The organism is Camelimonas sp. ID_303_24 (genome assembly GCF_053543495.1).
This window is the reverse complement of the sequence record NZ_JBLLJM010000014.1, coordinates 1-16,602: the sequence shown is the minus strand read 5'-3', so window position 1 is coordinate 16,602 and position 16,602 is coordinate 1. Positions and strand designations below refer to the sequence as shown.

At 64.4% G+C, this 16,602-nt stretch carries 15 protein-coding genes; 13 read left to right on the top strand and 2 right to left on the bottom strand.

Annotation, left to right across the window (positions count from 1 at the left end; genetic code table 11):
• Positions 1–72: 72 nt before the first annotated feature.
• Together phaZ and ACERNI_RS13595 are read right to left on the bottom strand one after the other, a co-directional pair.
• On the bottom strand, positions 73–924 hold the full coding sequence (gene phaZ, locus ACERNI_RS13600; RefSeq protein ID WP_448833825.1) for a poly(3-hydroxyalkanoate) depolymerase: 852 nt from the start codon (positions 922–924) through the stop codon (positions 73–75).
• Positions 925–951: 27 nt separating this feature from the next.
• Complete coding sequence (locus ACERNI_RS13595; RefSeq protein WP_448833824.1) at positions 952–2,661, bottom strand: alpha/beta fold hydrolase; 1,710 nt, start codon at positions 2,659–2,661, stop codon at positions 952–954.
• A 212-nt stretch (positions 2,662–2,873) separates the two neighbouring features.
• On the opposite strand from ACERNI_RS13595, the gene ACERNI_RS13590 reads away from it, so the two are divergent.
• From ACERNI_RS13590 to ACERNI_RS13530, 13 genes are all read left to right on the top strand, one after another.
• Positions 2,874–3,089, top strand: a complete 216-nt coding sequence (locus ACERNI_RS13590) for a hypothetical protein (protein WP_448833823.1) — start codon at positions 2,874–2,876, stop codon at positions 3,087–3,089.
• A gap of 158 nt (positions 3,090–3,247) precedes the next feature.
• A complete protein-coding gene (locus ACERNI_RS13585; RefSeq protein WP_448833822.1) occupies positions 3,248–3,697 on the top strand; it encodes a DUF805 domain-containing protein in 450 nt (149 codons plus the stop codon).
• 614 nt (positions 3,698–4,311) lie between these two features.
• A complete protein-coding gene (locus tag ACERNI_RS13580; RefSeq protein ID WP_448833821.1) occupies positions 4,312–4,761 on the top strand; it encodes a DUF805 domain-containing protein in 450 nt (149 codons plus the stop codon).
• A 3-nt stretch (positions 4,762–4,764) separates the two neighbouring features.
• Positions 4,765–5,487, top strand: a complete 723-nt coding sequence (locus ACERNI_RS13575) for a hypothetical protein (RefSeq protein ID WP_448833820.1) — start codon at positions 4,765–4,767, stop codon at positions 5,485–5,487.
• On the top strand, positions 5,480–6,772 hold the full coding sequence (locus ACERNI_RS13570) for a hypothetical protein (RefSeq protein ID WP_448833819.1): 1,293 nt from the start codon (positions 5,480–5,482) through the stop codon (positions 6,770–6,772). The genes ACERNI_RS13575 and ACERNI_RS13570 overlap by 8 nt, the downstream gene beginning before the upstream one ends.
• A complete protein-coding gene (locus ACERNI_RS13565; RefSeq protein ID WP_448833818.1) occupies positions 6,762–7,718 on the top strand; it encodes an AAA family ATPase in 957 nt (318 codons plus the stop codon). Before ACERNI_RS13570 ends, ACERNI_RS13565 begins: the two co-directional genes overlap by 11 nt.
• Positions 7,719–9,038, top strand: coding sequence for a DUF58 domain-containing protein (locus ACERNI_RS13560; RefSeq protein WP_448833817.1), 1,320 nt, complete (start codon positions 7,719–7,721; stop codon positions 9,036–9,038).
• Positions 9,035–10,123, top strand: coding sequence for a stage II sporulation protein M (locus ACERNI_RS13555; protein WP_448833816.1), 1,089 nt, complete (start codon positions 9,035–9,037; stop codon positions 10,121–10,123). Before ACERNI_RS13560 ends, ACERNI_RS13555 begins: the two co-directional genes overlap by 4 nt.
• Positions 10,120–11,040, top strand: a complete 921-nt coding sequence (locus tag ACERNI_RS13550; RefSeq protein ID WP_448833815.1) for an RDD family protein — start codon at positions 10,120–10,122, stop codon at positions 11,038–11,040. Before ACERNI_RS13555 ends, ACERNI_RS13550 begins: the two co-directional genes overlap by 4 nt.
• A gap of 94 nt (positions 11,041–11,134) precedes the next feature.
• Positions 11,135–12,634, top strand: a complete 1,500-nt coding sequence (locus ACERNI_RS13545) for a helicase HerA domain-containing protein (RefSeq protein WP_448833814.1) — start codon at positions 11,135–11,137, stop codon at positions 12,632–12,634.
• A gap of 542 nt (positions 12,635–13,176) precedes the next feature.
• Complete coding sequence (locus tag ACERNI_RS13540; RefSeq protein ID WP_448833813.1) at positions 13,177–14,394, top strand: CaiB/BaiF CoA transferase family protein; 1,218 nt, start codon at positions 13,177–13,179, stop codon at positions 14,392–14,394.
• A gap of 264 nt (positions 14,395–14,658) precedes the next feature.
• Positions 14,659–15,333, top strand: coding sequence for a L,D-transpeptidase (locus ACERNI_RS13535; protein WP_448833899.1), 675 nt, complete (start codon positions 14,659–14,661; stop codon positions 15,331–15,333).
• Positions 15,334–15,904: 571 nt separating this feature from the next.
• Positions 15,905–16,558, top strand: coding sequence for a DUF433 domain-containing protein (locus ACERNI_RS13530; protein WP_448833812.1), 654 nt, complete (start codon positions 15,905–15,907; stop codon positions 16,556–16,558).
• Positions 16,559–16,602: the final 44 nt, after the last annotated feature.

Below are 16,602 nucleotides of genomic sequence, written 5' to 3'. Positions count from 1 at the left end.
AACGCCGGACGTTGACCGCAATGGCGGGCCGAAGCCCTGCCACCCGAACTTTGCCTGAGCCCGGTTTTGGCCTCAGTCCCCCGCCTCCAGAAAGGCCTCGATGTCAGCAGCGCATCTTGCCGCCTGGGAGAACAGGAACAGATGGCCGTCCTCAAGCACTGTCAGTTTGCAGTCCGGAATCAGGCGCGCCATCATGCGCGCGTTGATCACGGGCACGATCGGGTCATCGTCCCCCGCCAGGATCAGCGTCGGCGCGCGGATCAGCGGCAGGAATGGCAGACTGTTCCACCCCGTCAGGGCTAGTTGCTGGAACAGGTAGCCGCGACGCCCCGGCGCCCGCGACAACGCATTGAACTCCTCAAACAGTTCCGGCGAGGTTCGCGCCAGCCCGCCATACAGCGCGCCAAAGTTTTCTTTCAGATATGACGGGTCATTGAACCGTCGCGGCGTCGCCATTTTGAGCAGAACGCGCGGATCGCCAGGGATCATCAGCGCCCCAGGCGTTGTCGCCGCCAGAATGACCCGGCGACAACGGCAGGCCATCTGCACGGCAAACTGCTGCGCCAGCGCGCCGCCCCAGGAAATGCCCATGACGTCAACCCGGTCATGCCCCAGCCTGTCGAGCAGGCGTCCGGTCATGCGCGCCAGCATCCACAACCGGTAGGGCCAGCGGGGCGCGGGTGAATCTCCCGCGCCCGGGATATCGAAAATGATGACCTCGCGCGCCGGATCAAGGCAGTCAACAAACGGGGTCAACAGCTCAAGCCGCGAGCCGATGCCGTTGAAAACCAGCAGTGGGGTCCCGCCTTCGCGGCCTGGCCAGATGGCCACGCGCAACGTCTGGCCATCAATGACGTGGCGACTGATTATGGGCTGGCGCCCGGCGGGAGCAGCTGCGCCAGCCTGGTCTGTGCGTGTATTCAAGGCGGCTCTCATGATGTCTCCATCCGCTCACGACGCCTTTTCGTAGACATAGGCTCCCGGCGCGGCGCCCAGCGGCGGATGGGTGCTGTCGCCCGGTTTTGCCGGCGCATCGACCAGCGCGCCGGAGCGTTCGTGGTACCAGGCGATGTAATGGGTCCACCAGGTGTCCTGCACCTTTTTGGCGCCCTCGAACCATTCCTGCGCGTCTTTCGACATGTCGGGATTGGTAAAATAGAAGGCCTTTGGACTGCCCGGCGGCGAGACGATGGTCTGGATATGGCCGCTGCCGCCAAGCACAAACTGGCAGCGCTCGCCCAGCATCTGCGCCGAACGGTAGACGGTTGGCCAGGGGCAGATGTGATCCGTTCGGGCGCCAACGACGTAGCTGTCGAAGTCGAATTTGGAAATATCGGCGATGGGCGTGTCGCGAAACGTCTGGGCGCGGGGCGTAACCAGCGGATTGCGGGCAATGAAGGCGTTGAAGTCGCGATTGAACTGCGCCGTCATGCCGGTCGCGTCCGCATTCCACGCCAGCACGTCGAACGCCGGCGGCCCCTCGCCCATCAGATAGTTGTTGACCCAATAGTTCCAGATCAGGTCATTGGGGCGCAACATGGCGAACAGCAGCGTGAATTCGTCGGCGCTGATGCGGTCGCTTTTCTTCACGAACCCCTTGCTCATCCGGGTGGCCTTGGCGTCCATGAAGTCGCCAATCGTTGGCGCGTCGCCAAGGGCCTTCATGTCCAGCGGGCCAACGAACAACGCCAGCGTGCCAATATTGCGCTCTTCTCTGGCGGTGTAGTAGCCGGCCAGCGAGACGACCAGCGGACAGGCGCCGCACACGCCAAACAGGTGCGGGTCCTGAACGCCGGTGATGTCCTGCACCGCCCGCACCGCCTGATCCATGGCCTCAATATAGGCGTCCATGCCCCAGCTATCATGCTCCGGCTTCGGATTGCGCCAGACAATGGTGAACACAGTCATCTGGTTCTTGATGAGGTGCTCGATCAGGCTGCGTCCCGGCGCCAGATCGAACGCATAATATTTATTGATGATCGACGGGATAACGAGGACCGGGCGCTCGTATACTTTTTCAGTTTGCGGCGCATACTGCAGCAACTCGAACAACCCGGTGCGCAAGACCACGGTTCCGGCCGTAGCGGCGAGGTTCTCGCCAACCTTGAAGGGGCGGGTATCGACCTGGGAGGGCACCGGCCGCCGGGCCGTGAGGTCGCTTACCCAGTTCTGGTAGCCCTCGATCAGACTCCTGCCGCCGCTTTCGATCGCGCGCTTCAGCGCCGCCGGGTTGCCAAACAGGAAATTCGTCGGCGCGAACGCCTCGCTCACCTGCATCAGCAGAAATTTGGCGCGCCGGGTTTCCCTGTCGTCAAAACCGGCCCGGTCCGCATAATTCTGGAGGGATTGCGACCACGCCTTGTGGGCTTCAAGCAGGCGCGTGTAGAAGCCGCTCTGGCGCCACGATGGATCGGTGAAACGCTTGTCCCCGTTCGTCAGGTCCGCATCTGAGCGCCCGCGCAGCATGATCCCCGCCAGTTGCGCATAGAGTTTGAAGCCTTCATCGGCTACGAGCGCCGGCTGCTTCAGCGCCTGGAGCCAGAGCCTGATGCCAGCGTCCTGCAACTCGCTGAGACGCATGTCGCCAAGAAGATTCTGTCCGCCAACCGCATCCATCGAGTCATCGGCGTCAGCGCTGCCCTTGTCATGCTTTTTGTTCATGTCGCCCCCCGCAGCGTGGTCTGCTGTCAAATGCGCCTTCCCCGGCAAACACCTCTGTGCGCCTGTCAGGGCAGAAACACGGATATCGGTCTGTCTCCGCGCCCGCTCCCTGATGTGACGACGCCTGCCCCGAACACGCGCCGTCCCGCCGGCGGCCGCGCCATAACGATCAAACCGGAGGTCAGGGACTTTGGACATCGTCGGAACCGACGATGCGCGCCACGAAAATGCGACTCGCGCGCCCAGAATGCGCCCAGAAGGCAGCCAGACCCACAGACATGGTGACTTCACAAGAAAATGATGCAGCAAAGGAACGTCGCGATGCAGGCGCGGGTCAAAATATGACGCCTCGCCGGGAGCCGGCGCAGGAACCAGAAACACTGCCTGTTCCATTACTCAAGCTGTCACACTTTAATAACTTAAAATGATGCAACAATAGTCAAGAACATCGCTTGTTCAGGAGATTGACATAGGGCGATCTACTGTTGCATACGCGAAAATCATTTCCTATGAACGACTGATTATTAAAATTTGCGATTGCCACTCTGCATTCAATTCACAATTCAACCGGAAAAGGCGTTCCGTTATGGGATTTGGCGATGCAATAAGGACGGTTCTGAAGGAAAAATACGCCACCTTCTCGGGAAGGGCGTCGCGTTCTGAGTATTGGTGGTTCCAGTTGTTTTACGGGCTGGCGTTCACTGCCATCGCGACCGTGTTCGGCGGATTGGGCGCCGTGCTGTCCGGCGGCGACGGCAACGCCACCTTACTCTATGTCGTCATTGGCGTCCCTGTCGGGCTTCTGGCTCTCGCCACGGTCGTGCCGGTCATCGCGCTGCAGGTGCGGCGTTTTCATGATTACAACCTGTCGGGCTCATGGTACCTGCAGCTGATCTTGATGAGCGCCTTTCCCAATGTGGGCGTTATCTTCAGCATCGCCGTCCTGGTCACCTCCAGCCTGAAGGGCACCGACGGTCCCAACAAGTTCGGCCCCGATCCGCTCCGGCCTGAAGCCACCGCCGATGTCTTTGCCTGACGCATGACGATCATGCTTTTTATTCATATCCCCTCCCCGCAGCGTGGTCTGCTGTCAAATGCGCCTTCCCGGGAAAATGCTTCTGCGCGCCTGTCAGGCGGAAGCACAGGCATCCGCCTGTTTCCGCGCCAGCTCCCTGATGTGACGGCGCCTCCCCCGAACACACGCCGTCCCGCCGGTGGCCGCGCAACAACGATCAAACCCGAGGTCAGGGACTTTGGACATCGCCGGAACCGACGATGCGCGCCATGAAATTGCAGCTTGCGCACGAAAAACGCCGCCAGGATGCATCCAGGTTCACGGACAGGCCGACTTCACAAGAAAATGATTCAGCCGAAGAACGTCGCGACGCAGCTCCGGGGTCAAAATATAACGCCCCTCCGGGAGTCGATGGCGAAGCCAGAAACACTGCCCGTTCCATTACTTAAGCTGTCACACTGGAATAGCTGAAAACGGCGCCCCAATAGTCAAGAACACGTTTCGCTCAGGAGATCGACATGGGGCGACCATACTGTTGCATACGCGAAGACCATTTCCTATGAACGATTGATTATTGAAACCTGCGATTGCCACTCTGCATTCGATTTACAATCCAACCGGGAAGGCGTTTGGTTATGGGCTTTGGAGACGCAATACGGACGGTATTGAAGGAAAAATACGCCACTTTCTCGGGAAGGGCATCGCGCTCTGAGTATTGGTGGTTCCAGTTGTTTTACTGGCTGGCGTTCACCGCTATCGCGATCGTGTTCGGCGGATTGGGCGCCGTGCTGTCCGGCGGCGACGGCAACGCCACCTCGCTCTATGTCGCCATTGGCGTCCCTGTCGGGCTTCTGGCTCTCGCCACGGTCGTGCCGCTCATCGCGCTGCAGGTGCGGCGTTTTCATGATCGCAACCTGTCGGGCTGGTGGTACCTGCTGCTGATCGTGCTGGGCGTCATTCCCTATCTGGGCGTTATCTTCAGCATCGCCATCCTGGTTATCTCCATCCTGAAGGGCACGGACGGTCCCAACAAGTTCGGCCCCGATCCGCTCCGGCCTGAAGCCACCGCCGACGTCTTCGCCTGACGCATGACGATCCGGATTGCTGCCCTGCTGCTATCAGGTCTGCTCGTCAGCCTGGCGCCGGTTTTGGCGCCGGCGCGGGCGCAGGACAGCAAGACGCGCCTGGAGCCTGGCAGCCCGGCGGCCAGCGACACAAGCCGCGAATATGTGGAGCTTTGCCGGCAGCGCGGCATCCGCTGCAAGCTCGCATACCCGGAGAAGGTCGTGGATCGCCCGGCGATTGCCTCGCCCCGCGCGCCGGCCCTTCTCAGCGGCCCGGCGGCGCCGCTTCTGGCGCTGGCGGCGCTTGCCGTGCTTGTGGGCTTGTGGCTGCGGTTCGGCGCCGGCGGCGTATTGCTGTCCCCGGCCCCGCGCGACATGAAACGGCAGCGAACGGACGCGCCCGGGAACTGGAGCGCCAGCGACCTTCAGGCCGATGAGCCTCCCGAACAGTTTCTTCAGCGGATCGCGGCCATGGAAGACCGCAAGCTGGCGCTTGTCCAGTTGTTGCGGCGCTGCCTGCTGCACGCCGCCGACGCGACAGGAACGCGCCTGTTTCGCTCAGACACCGAGCGCGTTGTGCTGCGACGCCTCCCCACTGACATGACCGGCCGTGACCGTCTGGAAACCCTGCTGGCCGGAACCGAACTGGCGCACTATGGCGGGCGCACCCCGGCGGACGCCCAGTTCGCCGCTCTCCTGGACGCCGCGCGCGGCCTGCTGACGGGCGGTGGCCGCGCCCATGCGTAAGGCCGTCCCACTGCTTGTGCTGGTCCTGCTGCTCGCAGGCGCCGCCGCGCTGGCGCTGATCGCGCGCGACAACGGACATGACGACCGCACGGTGATCGGCAACAAGGGCCTGGAGCTATGGCTTCAGGCCCACGATATCCCTGTTGTCGGTCCGGCGACGGCCGCCAGGTTGCCAGCCTCCGGGCTGTCCCTGCGCATCCTGCCAATGCGCGCCCCGCCGGAAGAAGCGCCGGCGACCCGGTCCCGCAAGACTGAGCCCCCCTCTGACCCTGCATCCGCAAATCTCGCTGGAAAGCTCCTCGAGTTGCCGACGCTCGTTATCCTGCCGAAGTGGAGCGCCGCCATCCTCAGGAACGGGTTGGCGCAAGGCGCGTCCCTCGCCCCTCCCGCCGCCATTTATGGCCAGCTCGGCAAACTCGATCTGTCGCGGCTGCGCCTGCGCCGTCTCGGCCCCGGGTTCACGGAGGCGCAGTTTTCCGCTGCCTCCGGTGGCGCCGCCGTTGACAGCCAGAGCCGCGCGACGCTTTACCGGGCGCAACTGTTCGACCGGGCCACCCTGCCGGCCCATTGCGATGAGCTTGCCGGCGCGGCGGCGGGCGCCCTGCTGCTGCGTTGCGAGGACGAAGCCAGCTTCTACCTGCTGTCCGATCCCGATGCGCTGAACAACCATGGCCTGAGTCAGGGGGACAACGCGGCGTTCGCGCTGGCGCTGGTCAGGCGCTTGCGGGACCGCGATGAAGCCCGTCCGGTCTATCTCGACACCGGCGGCCCGCTGCTGGACGGAGATAGCGACGGGACGGCGGACGAAGGGCGCAGCTATGAGCGCTCCGCCGCCGAGTTTGGACGTCTGCTGTCGTGGCCGCTCTCCATGATCTGGAGCGCGATCCTGCTGGTAGCCGCCTTGTGTCTCTGGCGCGGCGCTTACCGGTTTGGCCCGCCCCTGCGAAGCGGGGACGCCGCCATGGAGATCTCGAAAACCACCGCCGTGGAAGCCACCGCACGACTGTTGCGCCTGTCGGGCAACGACGGCCGCATGGCGGCGCAGTTCGTGCACAACCTGCTGGCGGACCGGGCGGCCGCCAGGTTCGGCCCCGGCGCGGCGACCGACGCCGGCATCGACAGGCTGTTCGGGCAATTCGCCCGCCGTGACGCCGCCGCCGCCCAGGCCCTGCGCGCCGTGGCGTCGGCGCTGACCGAACGCGGCCCGACGATGAGCCGTCAGGATTTGCACAACAACCTCAACAGGTTCAGAACTTTACTGGGGAGCATGGACTTTGGACCTTGATGAATTTCGCACGCTGGTCGCTGCGGTCCGTGAGGAAATCGGCAGGGCCGTGCAGGGGCAGGACCCTCTGATCGACCTGGTTCTGATCTCGGTTTTCGCCCGTGGCCACTGCCTGGTAGAAGGTCCGCCTGGCGCGGCCAAAACCCTGCTGGCCCGCTCGGTGGCGGCGGTGATGGATCTGACCTGCCGGCGCATCCAGTTTACGCCGGACCTGATGCCGGGCGACGTTTTGGGCGTCAATCTGTTCAACTTCCAGACCAACCAGTTCCACCTGACCCGTGGGCCCGTGTTCACGGACATCCTGCTGGCCGACGAAATCAACCGCGCGCCCCCCAAAACCCAGTCGGCGCTGCTTCAGGCCATGAACGAGCGGATGGTGACGATCGACGGAACCGATTATCCGCTCGGCCCGGACTTCTTTGTTCTGGCGACACAGAACCCGATCGAGCAGCAGGGCACCTATCCGCTGCCGGAAGCGCAGCTCGACCGGTTCCTGTTCAAGCTCATGGTGGATTTTCCCGACCGGGACACCGAAATCGCCATCCTGGACAAGCATGCGGGCCAATCCCTGCAGACGGACGCCCGCGAGCACGGCCTGCGGCGCCTTGTCTCCAGCGAAACCCTGGCCGCCGGGCGGGCGCTGGTCGACCGGATCCATATTGACAGGGCCATTCTCGCTTATGTGGTCGACCTGATCCGCGCCACCCGGTCTGATCCGGACATTCTTCACGGCGCCTCGACCCGCGCCGCGGACGCGCTCGCCGCCGCCGTGCGCGTGCGCGCCGCCTTTGAGGGCCGCGACTATGGCTTGCCGGATGACGTCCAGGCGCTGTTCAGCCCGGCATTGCGTCACCGCATCATTCTCTCGCCGTCAGCGGAAATTGACGGGCGCACCACGGAAACCGTTCTGGCCAATATCCGGAACCGCATTGACGCCCCCAGATAAATGCGCCCCTCCCCATACCTTGTCGCTCTCGTTCTGGCCCTGACCGCGGCGACCGTGATCATGAGCCTGTGGCTGGCGGACCCCGGCCAGGCGCTGGCCTGGATGTGGGGGGCGCTGGTCGCCCTGGTGCTGGCCGATCTGCTGATCTCCGCTCCCACGCGCCGGCTGGCCGTGGCGGTCGACCTGCCGGCCCAGGGTTTTGTGGGCCATGCGGCCGCCATGCAGGTCAGCATTCAGCCGGCGCGCGGTTTTCTGCCAGGCAAGCTCGCGGCGCGGCCCGATCTTGATGCGGAACTGGCGCCAGCCGGCGACGGCCAGGTTGTCCTGACGCCAGGCGCCCGTTGCGCGCGAACCCAGGTCCGGCTGGATCTGCCGCTGCGGCGGCGCGGCCGCTACGCCGTGCGGGCGCTCTGGCTGCAATGGCCGACACGGCTGCGCCTGCTGGAGATTATCGCGTCGAGGCCGGTCAATCGCGACATCCTGGTGTTGCCCGACGTGTCGCCGGTGCTGTCCGGCGCGATTCACACCCAGATCCTGCCCCTGCAGAATGGGCAAAAGGACATGCGCCTGCACGGCGAAGGGTCAGAATTCCATCAGTTGCGTGAGTTCGCGCCCGGCATGGACCCACGCAGCATCGACTGGAAGCGCTCGGCGCGGGTGCGCGATCTGGTCGTCCGCGAAACCCGGGCGGAGCGCAATCACCAGATCATCCTGTGCGTTGACTGCGGGCGGCTGATGGCCGAGCAACTGGCCGGACTGCCAAAACTCGACCGGGCCATCAATGCGGCGCTCGCCATGTGCTGGGCGGGCGGGCTCGCGGGCGATCTGGTGGGTTTCTACAGCTTTGACAGCCGGCCGCGCCTGTTCGCGCCCGCCCTTCCCGGCCGGGCCGCCTTTCCCAGATTGCAGGCCCATTGCGCGCAGTTGCGCTATGAGAGCCTTGAGACCAACCACACCCTTGGGCTCACCCATCTCTCCGGGCAACTCCGGCGGCGCTCACTGGTGGTGATCTTCTCGGACTTTGTAGACAGCATCACCGCCGAACTGATGGTCGAGAACATGGGCATTCTCGCCCGGCGCCATTTCATCGTCTACGTGACGCTGCGCGATCCGGCCCTGACCAGGCTGGTGGAGCCGGACGACATCACGCCCGACAGCATCGCCCGCTCCGTCGCCGCCCGCCAGATCATGCAGGAACGGCGCGCCGTCATGGAAAAGCTGGCCCGCCTTGGCGTTCTTTGCCTGGACAGCACGCCGGAAACGCTGACGACGGATCTGGTGGCGCATTACATCGATATCAAATCCCGCGAGCTGATATGAGCACTGCCGCCGCCACCAGCCCCGACACGCCGCGGACGGGAACAGACGCCGCCATTCAGAACGACCTGCTGCGTTCGGCGCGCTTCCGCATGGAGCGCGAGCAGCACTGGCGCCGTCTTGAGGCGCTGGTGGCGCGCGCGGAGAAGCAGGGCGCGGCTTCCCTGAGCTACGAGGAAGCCCGCGACCTCGCCGCCGAATACCGCCAGGCCATGAATTCCCTGAGCGTGGCGCGCGACATCTCTCTGGACCGGGCGCTGCTCGCCTATCTGGAGAGTCTCTGCGCCCGGGCCTACCTGGTTGTCTATGCCCCGCAGGAAAGCCTGGCCGGCCTCACCCGCCGCCTGTTTCTGCAGGGCATTCCACAAGCTGTCCGGCGCTCCGCATTGCCGCTGTTCATCGGTTTCCTTGCCCTGGTTCTGGGCGCCGTCGCCGGCTACAAGCTGTTCATGGATGATCCCGGCTGGTTCTACACCTTCGTGCCGCCGGATCTTGCCGACCAGAGAACGCCGGACGCATCCGCCGCCTGGCTGCGCTCAACGATTTATGGCGATGAACGCCACGAGGTCGACGGGCTGACGACGTTTGCCTCGTTCCTGTTCTCCCACAACACGCGCATCGCCATCCTGATCTTCGCGTTGGGCGTATTCCTGGCGGTTCCCGCCTTCGCGCTGACCTTTTACAACGGGCTGGTCCTGGGCGCTTTTTTTGCCATGTTCGCCCGGCGCGGCCTGGCCTTTGATCTGTTCGCGTGGCTGTCCATCCATGGCGTCACCGAGCTTGCCGCCATCGCCATCGCCTGTGCGGGCGGCGCCAGGCTTGGCCTCGCGGTTCTGCTTCCCGGCTTGCGCACCCGGCGCGAAGCCCTGCGCCATCAGGCCCATGACGCGGTCAAGCTGGTGATCCTGGCCGGACTGATGCTGGTCGTCGCGGCGTTTATTGAAGGCTTTCTGCGGCAATTGGTGCAGGCGCCGGGGTGGCGGCTGGCCATCGGCTGGGGCGCCGGCGCGCTGTGGGCGGCATGGCTGCTGCTCGCTGGTCGCCCGGCCAAAGCCCCCGCCAGGGCGCCAGGGAGGCCAGCCCGGTGAAACAACCCGCCCAGGTTCAGCGCGAGCGCATCGAGCAGTTCACGCCGCCTGAAGGCGTGCCGGTGAATTTCGTCATCACCTCGCCGGGCGCGCGCCTTGGCGCACAATGCCTTGACCTGCTGCTGACCGGCCTGGCCGTAACCATCTTCGCCGCGCTGCTGGCGTGGAGCAACGTCCTGCCTTCCGGGTCGGGGAAGATGGTGATCGTGCTGCTCGCCTTCCTCCTGCGGGTTCCCTACTACGTCCTGTCGGAGCTGGTCTGGAACGGGCGCACCCCCGGCAAACGCATCGTCGGCGTCCGGGTGATCAACATGAACGGACGACGGCTAACCCCACACCAGGTCACCGCCCGGAACCTGATGAAAGAGGTTGAGTTCTTCACGCCCCTGACGATGGTGGTCGCGGCGCCGTTCATGTCAGGCTGGGGCATCGGGCTGACCCTCGTCTGGGTGCTGACAATCATGATCATTCCGTTTGCCAACCAGCGGCGGCAGCGGCTGGGCGACATGATCGCGGGCACGCTGGTGGTGGACAATCCGCGCACGACCCTGCTCCCCGATCTGGCCGCATCGCTCCCGCGCGCGGAGGCCGCGACGGTCGCCAGATTCGATTTCCACCCCGATCATCTCAACGTCTATGGCCGCTACGAACTGCAAACCCTCGAGGACGTGCTGCGAAACCTCGCCGGTGGGGCCAACGCGGCGGAGACAGCGCGGATCGCCCGCACCATCATCCGGAAGACAGGTTACAACGGGCCCGCGCCGGCGGGTCAGGAGCGTGCTTTCCTGATCGCCTTCTACCGGGCGCAGCGCGAGCACCTGGAGACGCTGCGCCTGTTCGGAACCAGCCGGGAGGACAAACACCACCTCACCGCGCCCGGTCCAGCATCAGGCTCCCCCGGCGCCGGCAAGGCCTGACGCCCGCTCCTGGACGTCATGCTGTGGGAATCCCGGCGCGATGTTTCGCGTTACTGGTCGCCGGTGCTAAGGAGGACGCCTGAGAGGGCGCTGGATGAAGGTCAACATCGACATGGGCGCCGCGGCCGGCCGCGCCGTGGCGGAGCTGGATCTGGAAGAACTGCTGGCGACCCGCCTGCTGGTGCAGGGAAATTCCGGGTCCGGCAAGTCGCATCTGCTGCGCCGCCTGCTGGAACAGAGCGCGCCATGGGTGCAGCAGTGCATTCTCGATCCCGAGGGTGACTTCGTCACCCTGGCGGACAGGTTCGGCCACCAGGTCATCGACGCCGCCCGCACGGAAGCTGAGCTCACGCGCATCGCCGCCCGCGTCCGCCAGCACCGGGTCTCCGTCGTGGTCAATCTCGAAGGCCTCGACGTCGAGCAGCAGATGCGCGCCGCCGCCGCATTTCTCGGCGGCATGTTCGACGCCGAACGCGACCACTGGTATCCGGTGCTCGTCGTGGTCGACGAGGCGCAGCTGTTCGCGCCGGCCGTGGGCGGCGAGGTTTCCGACGAGGCCCGCAAGCTCTCGCTGGGCGCCATGACCAATCTGATGTGCCGGGGCCGCAAGCGTGGCCTTGCCGGCGTTATCGCCACCCAGCGCCTGGCCAAGCTGGCCAAGAACGTCGCGGCGGAAGCCTCCAACTTCCTGATGGGCCGCACCTTTCTCGACATCGACATGGCGCGCGCCGCCGATCTGCTGGGCATGGATCGCCGCCAGGCCGAGATGTTCCGCGATCTCGGGCGCGGAAATTTCGTCGCGTTGGGGCCAGCCCTGTCGCGGCGGCCGCTCAAGATTACCATTGGACCCGTCGAAACCTCCGCCCGCTCGGCCAGCCCGAAGCTGATGCCGCTACCGGAAGCTTCAGAGGATGCCCGCGATCTTATCTTCACGCCGGGGCCGGAAGAGCCCACCCTGGCCTTGCGCCGGCCGCCGCCGCCGCGCCCCGTGCCGACGGCAGATATCCTGGCCCAGCTGTCCCAGCCAAAGCCGGCGCCGGAGCCGCCCGCCCAGCCGGTGTTCGCCCTGATCGACGAGACAGAGCGCGAAACCGGCATCGACACAGTGCTGCGCGAGATCCTGGAAGATCCGGACGCGGCCTTCCGCTCTGACGCGGTGCTTTACCAGGACTTTCTCGTGCGTTGCCGCATCCGGCGGGTGCCGGGCGACCCCCTGGCGCTTCCGGCCTTCCGCCGGCGTCTGGCGGTCGCCCGCGCTGGCGTTGACCAGAATACGGGCGGCGAAGCCTGGGCCATGGCCCTGTCGCTGTCTGAAACCCTGCCCGACGATCTGCAGGGCATGTTCCTGCTCGTCGCCCGCGCCGCGATCAACAAGGATCCGTGTCCATCCGACGCCACCCTGGCGCGGGCCTATGGCAGCCATTCACCCCGGCGCGCCCAGCGACTGCTTGCCTATTTCGAGGAACGCGGCCTCCTGGTCGCCCGCACGGATTTCCATGGCAGGCGGGTGCTCGCCTTCCCGGATCTTGGCTGCGAAACCGGCCCTGGACACCCTGACGCGCCGGACACCCCACAGCGGGACGCCGCCGAGTAGCCCAGATACCGGGGAACGGCGGCCTGACAGTTCGCCGCCCGCGCGCGACCCCGTCAGGGCGCAATCATGCGCCCGACAGGGGCCGGGCGCGCCCGGCCATTTGGCGCGCGCCGACAGGAAGACATCTTCCGCGAGCGCTCGTCATTTCACAATCAACCCGTGACAGCCCCCGCGCGCCCGGCAAACCCATTCCCATGACCGGCCGGCGCTTCAACCCGTGATCGCACGCGCGGCGGCGCGGCTGTTGGGCATGCCTGAAGATGATTTGCATGGCCTCAATGCGACGGGAGGCCTTTCCATTTTCCGCAGACCGGGAAACAAATATTCAATGCGCGCTGCGCGGCATTGTGAATCATCTGGCCGCCAATCCGGCGGATATTGGATTGGCGCGCTTTCCACCCAGACGGAGCCGTCTGGCCGGTCAGAATTCACCCGAGCGGGGGCCCGGTCCATCGAGCCAACGCATGGGCGCTGCGGACTTGTCGACCGCGCTATGGGCGACAGAAAAATCGATAAATAATACAGTATGATGGGAGGATCTTATGGAGAGAAAGCCGCCATTGGCCGGGATCCGGATCACGGACATGTCGACGGTTGTATTCGGCCCATACTGTACGCAATTGCTGGCCGATCTTGGAGCCGATGTCATCAAGGTTGAGCCCGGGGAAGGGGACAGCGCCCGCAATATCGGCGCATCGCGCGCGACCCCGTCCATGGGGCCGGTTCACTTGCGACTCAACCGCGGCAAGCGCTCGGTCACCTGGGACATGAAAACCGAAGAGGGACGCCAGGCCATCCGCAGCCTGCTCGAAACCAGCGATGTTTTCATTCACAATATCCGCAAGGACGCGATCGACCGGCTGGGCCTTGGCTATGACGAGGTGCGGAAGCTTCGGCCTGACATTGTCTATGTCCACTGCACGGGCTTTGGCCTTGAAGGACCCTACGCCGGACTGCAGGCCTATGACGACGTGATCCAGGCGGCGTCGGGCGCCGCGTCGCTGCTGCCCCGCGTCGATGGCGACCCCAGACCGCGCTATTTGCCGACGCTGTTCGCCGACAAGGTTTCGGGCCTTCACGCCGCCTACGCCACTCTCGCCGCGCTGATGATGCGCAACCGCGACGGCGCCGGACAATTTGTCGAGGCGCCGATGTTCGAGGCCATCACAAGCTTCAATCTGCTGGAGCACCTGTGCGACGCCACCTTCGTGCCCCCTGCAGGAAAGTGGGGCTATATGCGTCAGCTGGACCCGGCGCGTCAGCCCATGCGCACCAGTGACGGCTACATCTCCATCGCGCCCTATCTCGACGACCGCTGGGTTCGTTTTTTCAAGGCTGCCGGCCACCCGGAAGTACTTGATGAAGAACGATTCATCGATGGCCCCACCCGCCGCATGAACATGACGCAGATGTACCAGGTGGCTGAGACGATCCTGCCCGAGAAGACCACTTCGGAATGGCTGGCAATCCTGAAACAGGCAAATGTGCCGGCCTTTCGCTGCAATGAAATTGATGAAGTGCTTGACGACAGGCATCTGAAAGCTGTCGGCCTGTTCCAGGAGCGCGAACATCCCACTGAAGGCAGCTATATCGAGGTCCGTCCCCCTATCCGGTTCTCGGGCTTCGACTACCCGGAGCCGTCCCCTGCGCCGACAATCGGCCAACACACCCGCGAACTCGAACTCGAACTGAGGACCGCCTCAAAGGGTGTGCGTGGAAAGACGGGCCTCACCACGGCAACCGGAAAGACCTCCGAATGAACCAGGCAGGCGAGGCGGCGCTGCGATCTGCCATGACCGGCCGTCGCGCGGCGCCACCCAGGTGGGCGCCATCGGGAAATCGGCAGCTCTGGCGCATCGCGGTCCGGCGCGATAACGGCCAGATTGCCAATTACGTCATGTGACGGCAATCTTCCACCGTCAGGACGCGCCACGGATGTATGCCGAAGCGGCCTGTTCACTGGCGGGACTTGGGAAAGCTTTAGAATCATGATCACGGACCGTGAAACCAATCATCCCGGCGCGATGGACGCCGACGCGCAGCCGGGGCTCCGGTCGGGGCTTCCCAGTCGCCGGCTGTTCCTGTTTGGCTCCGCCGCCAGCATCGGCGCCCTGGGTCTCGGCGGCTGCGCGGTGTCCGACAACATGGGCCACGCCGAAGCAGCGAAAATGTATGGAGCCGTACCCCAGGAAAAATTCCCGATCCCGGCTGTCGACGTCAGCAAGGTCGATTCCAAGTATTATCGCCGGACCGTGCGCTACGAAACCAAAGAAGCGCCTGGCACCATCATCGTCGATCCTGGCAATTACTATGTCTATCGCGTGGAAGGCGATGGAACCGCCACCCGCTATGGCGCCAACGTCGGTCGCGACGGGTTCCGCTGGAGCGGCAACGCCTATGTCGGCCGGAAAGCCGAATGGGCAACCTGGACGCCGCCAAAAGAAATGATCAAACGTCAGCCCGAAGCAGCCAAATACGCCCGCGGCATGCCAGGCGGCCTTGACAACCCGCTCGGAGCCCGCACGCTCTATCTCTACCAGAACGGCGCCTATACGCTGTACACGATCTATGCCAGCAGCGATCCGGAATCGATCGGCTCGGGCGTCACAAGCGGTTGCGTCGGCCTTCTCAGCCAGGACATGATTGACCTCTATTCGCGCACCCCGGTCAAAACCAAAGTAGTCGTTCTCCCCGCGTGAACTGCAGCGTGGATCGCTCTTCATGCTCTGGAAATTGCTTCAGGTTTGCACGGCTGGTCGGTCTATGGGGCGGTTCTGTATCAGTTGAACCGCGTCCCGCGCGACGCTGATACAGCGCCTGCTGGCCGAGACCCATGCATCGCCGGGCATGCATTTGGGGATGGGTCGATTTACCCGCTCCCATCCCTTCTCCATTGGACTGAGGAGATGTTGCCCGCTTCCCGTGCGCGCAGCTGAGTGCTCCCAAAAGGAAAACCCCCGGACGCGAATGCGTTCGGGGGTTATTGTGTTTTGGTTGCGGGGGCTCGCAACAATCTCAATTTGCGATTCCCTTCAATCTACTGGCCGCTAATCGACCAGCTTGCCCAAGAGGGCCGCAGCGGACTGTTTCGTGCCGCAGTGTAGCATGAGGCCATACCCTCGCTCCGAGGTAGGCCGGTAGTGTTGTTTGGCCGCACGTCGACGTCATCCAGGGCCGACGTCTCGTCTGAGGCTGGCCCAGATCGGATTGAAAATTCGGGCTCTCCGATATATATTCCGATACGTCGGAAGATTTAATGAGGAGACTCTCATGCCCGCAGCCGCGGAATTGCTGAAGGCCAGCGAGGCCGCCTTTTGCGCACGCGTCAGGCTGCGCGACGTCAACCGCGTCATTGACGAGCATATCCTGCCGGACACCTTAATCTCGCTCGACGACGGCCGCTACGTCGTGGCCGGCGCCTGTGCCTTCATCGCCTTCTATTTCGAGGCCGCCGGGCGCCTGACTTCGGAAGAACGCCTGACGGCCATCAGGACTGCAGAGCCCCGGCTCGCCCGCTCGCGCAGCCTGCCTTGGGCTGCCCTGCTGCGTGAAGACTGGACCGTGCGCGACGATTTTCTGACCATTAATCTGCTGCCGTTCATGAAGGGGGTCGGCGAGCGGCTGGACGATCTCGCCGCAGCGCGGGAGATGGTCACGGCCTCGCCCGACATCCTTAGCGGCACGCCCGTCATCCGTGGCGCTCGCGTTCCGGTCTATGATGTGGCCGCGTCCGTCGCCGCCGGCCATTCGACGGAGCGCATCCTCGCAGCTTGGCCCAGCATAGACGCCGAGAAGGTTAGGCTCGCCGCAATCTACGCGGAGGCAAATCCTCTGCGCGGTCGCCCACGCTTTTCCGCCGATCTTCCCGAAGGCTCGGTCATCATCACGGATCGCCGCGTTCCTCGGGTCAGGAAGGCGGGATGAAGTTTCTGATCGATGAGTGCCTCAGTCTGGCCTGCTGCCGGTTT

Coding starts and splice junctions, on each gene's coding strand:
- ACERNI_RS13595 (WP_448833824.1), bottom strand. CDS start 2,661: ATGAACAAAAAGCATGACAAGGGCAGCGCTGACGCCGATGACTCGATG.
- ACERNI_RS13590 (WP_448833823.1), top strand. CDS start 2,874: ATGCGCGCCACGAAAATGCGACTCGCGCGCCCAGAATGCGCCCAGAAG.
- ACERNI_RS13585 (WP_448833822.1), top strand. CDS start 3,248: ATGGGATTTGGCGATGCAATAAGGACGGTTCTGAAGGAAAAATACGCC.
- ACERNI_RS13580 (WP_448833821.1), top strand. CDS start 4,312: ATGGGCTTTGGAGACGCAATACGGACGGTATTGAAGGAAAAATACGCC.
- ACERNI_RS13575 (WP_448833820.1), top strand. CDS start 4,765: ATGACGATCCGGATTGCTGCCCTGCTGCTATCAGGTCTGCTCGTCAGC.
- ACERNI_RS13570 (WP_448833819.1), top strand. CDS start 5,480: ATGCGTAAGGCCGTCCCACTGCTTGTGCTGGTCCTGCTGCTCGCAGGC.
- ACERNI_RS13560 (WP_448833817.1), top strand. CDS start 7,719: ATGCGCCCCTCCCCATACCTTGTCGCTCTCGTTCTGGCCCTGACCGCG.
- ACERNI_RS13555 (WP_448833816.1), top strand. CDS start 9,035: ATGAGCACTGCCGCCGCCACCAGCCCCGACACGCCGCGGACGGGAACA.
- ACERNI_RS13545 (WP_448833814.1), top strand. CDS start 11,135: ATGAAGGTCAACATCGACATGGGCGCCGCGGCCGGCCGCGCCGTGGCG.
- ACERNI_RS13540 (WP_448833813.1), top strand. CDS start 13,177: ATGGAGAGAAAGCCGCCATTGGCCGGGATCCGGATCACGGACATGTCG.
- ACERNI_RS13535 (WP_448833899.1), top strand. CDS start 14,659: ATGGACGCCGACGCGCAGCCGGGGCTCCGGTCGGGGCTTCCCAGTCGC.
- ACERNI_RS13530 (WP_448833812.1), top strand. CDS start 15,905: ATGCCCGCAGCCGCGGAATTGCTGAAGGCCAGCGAGGCCGCCTTTTGC.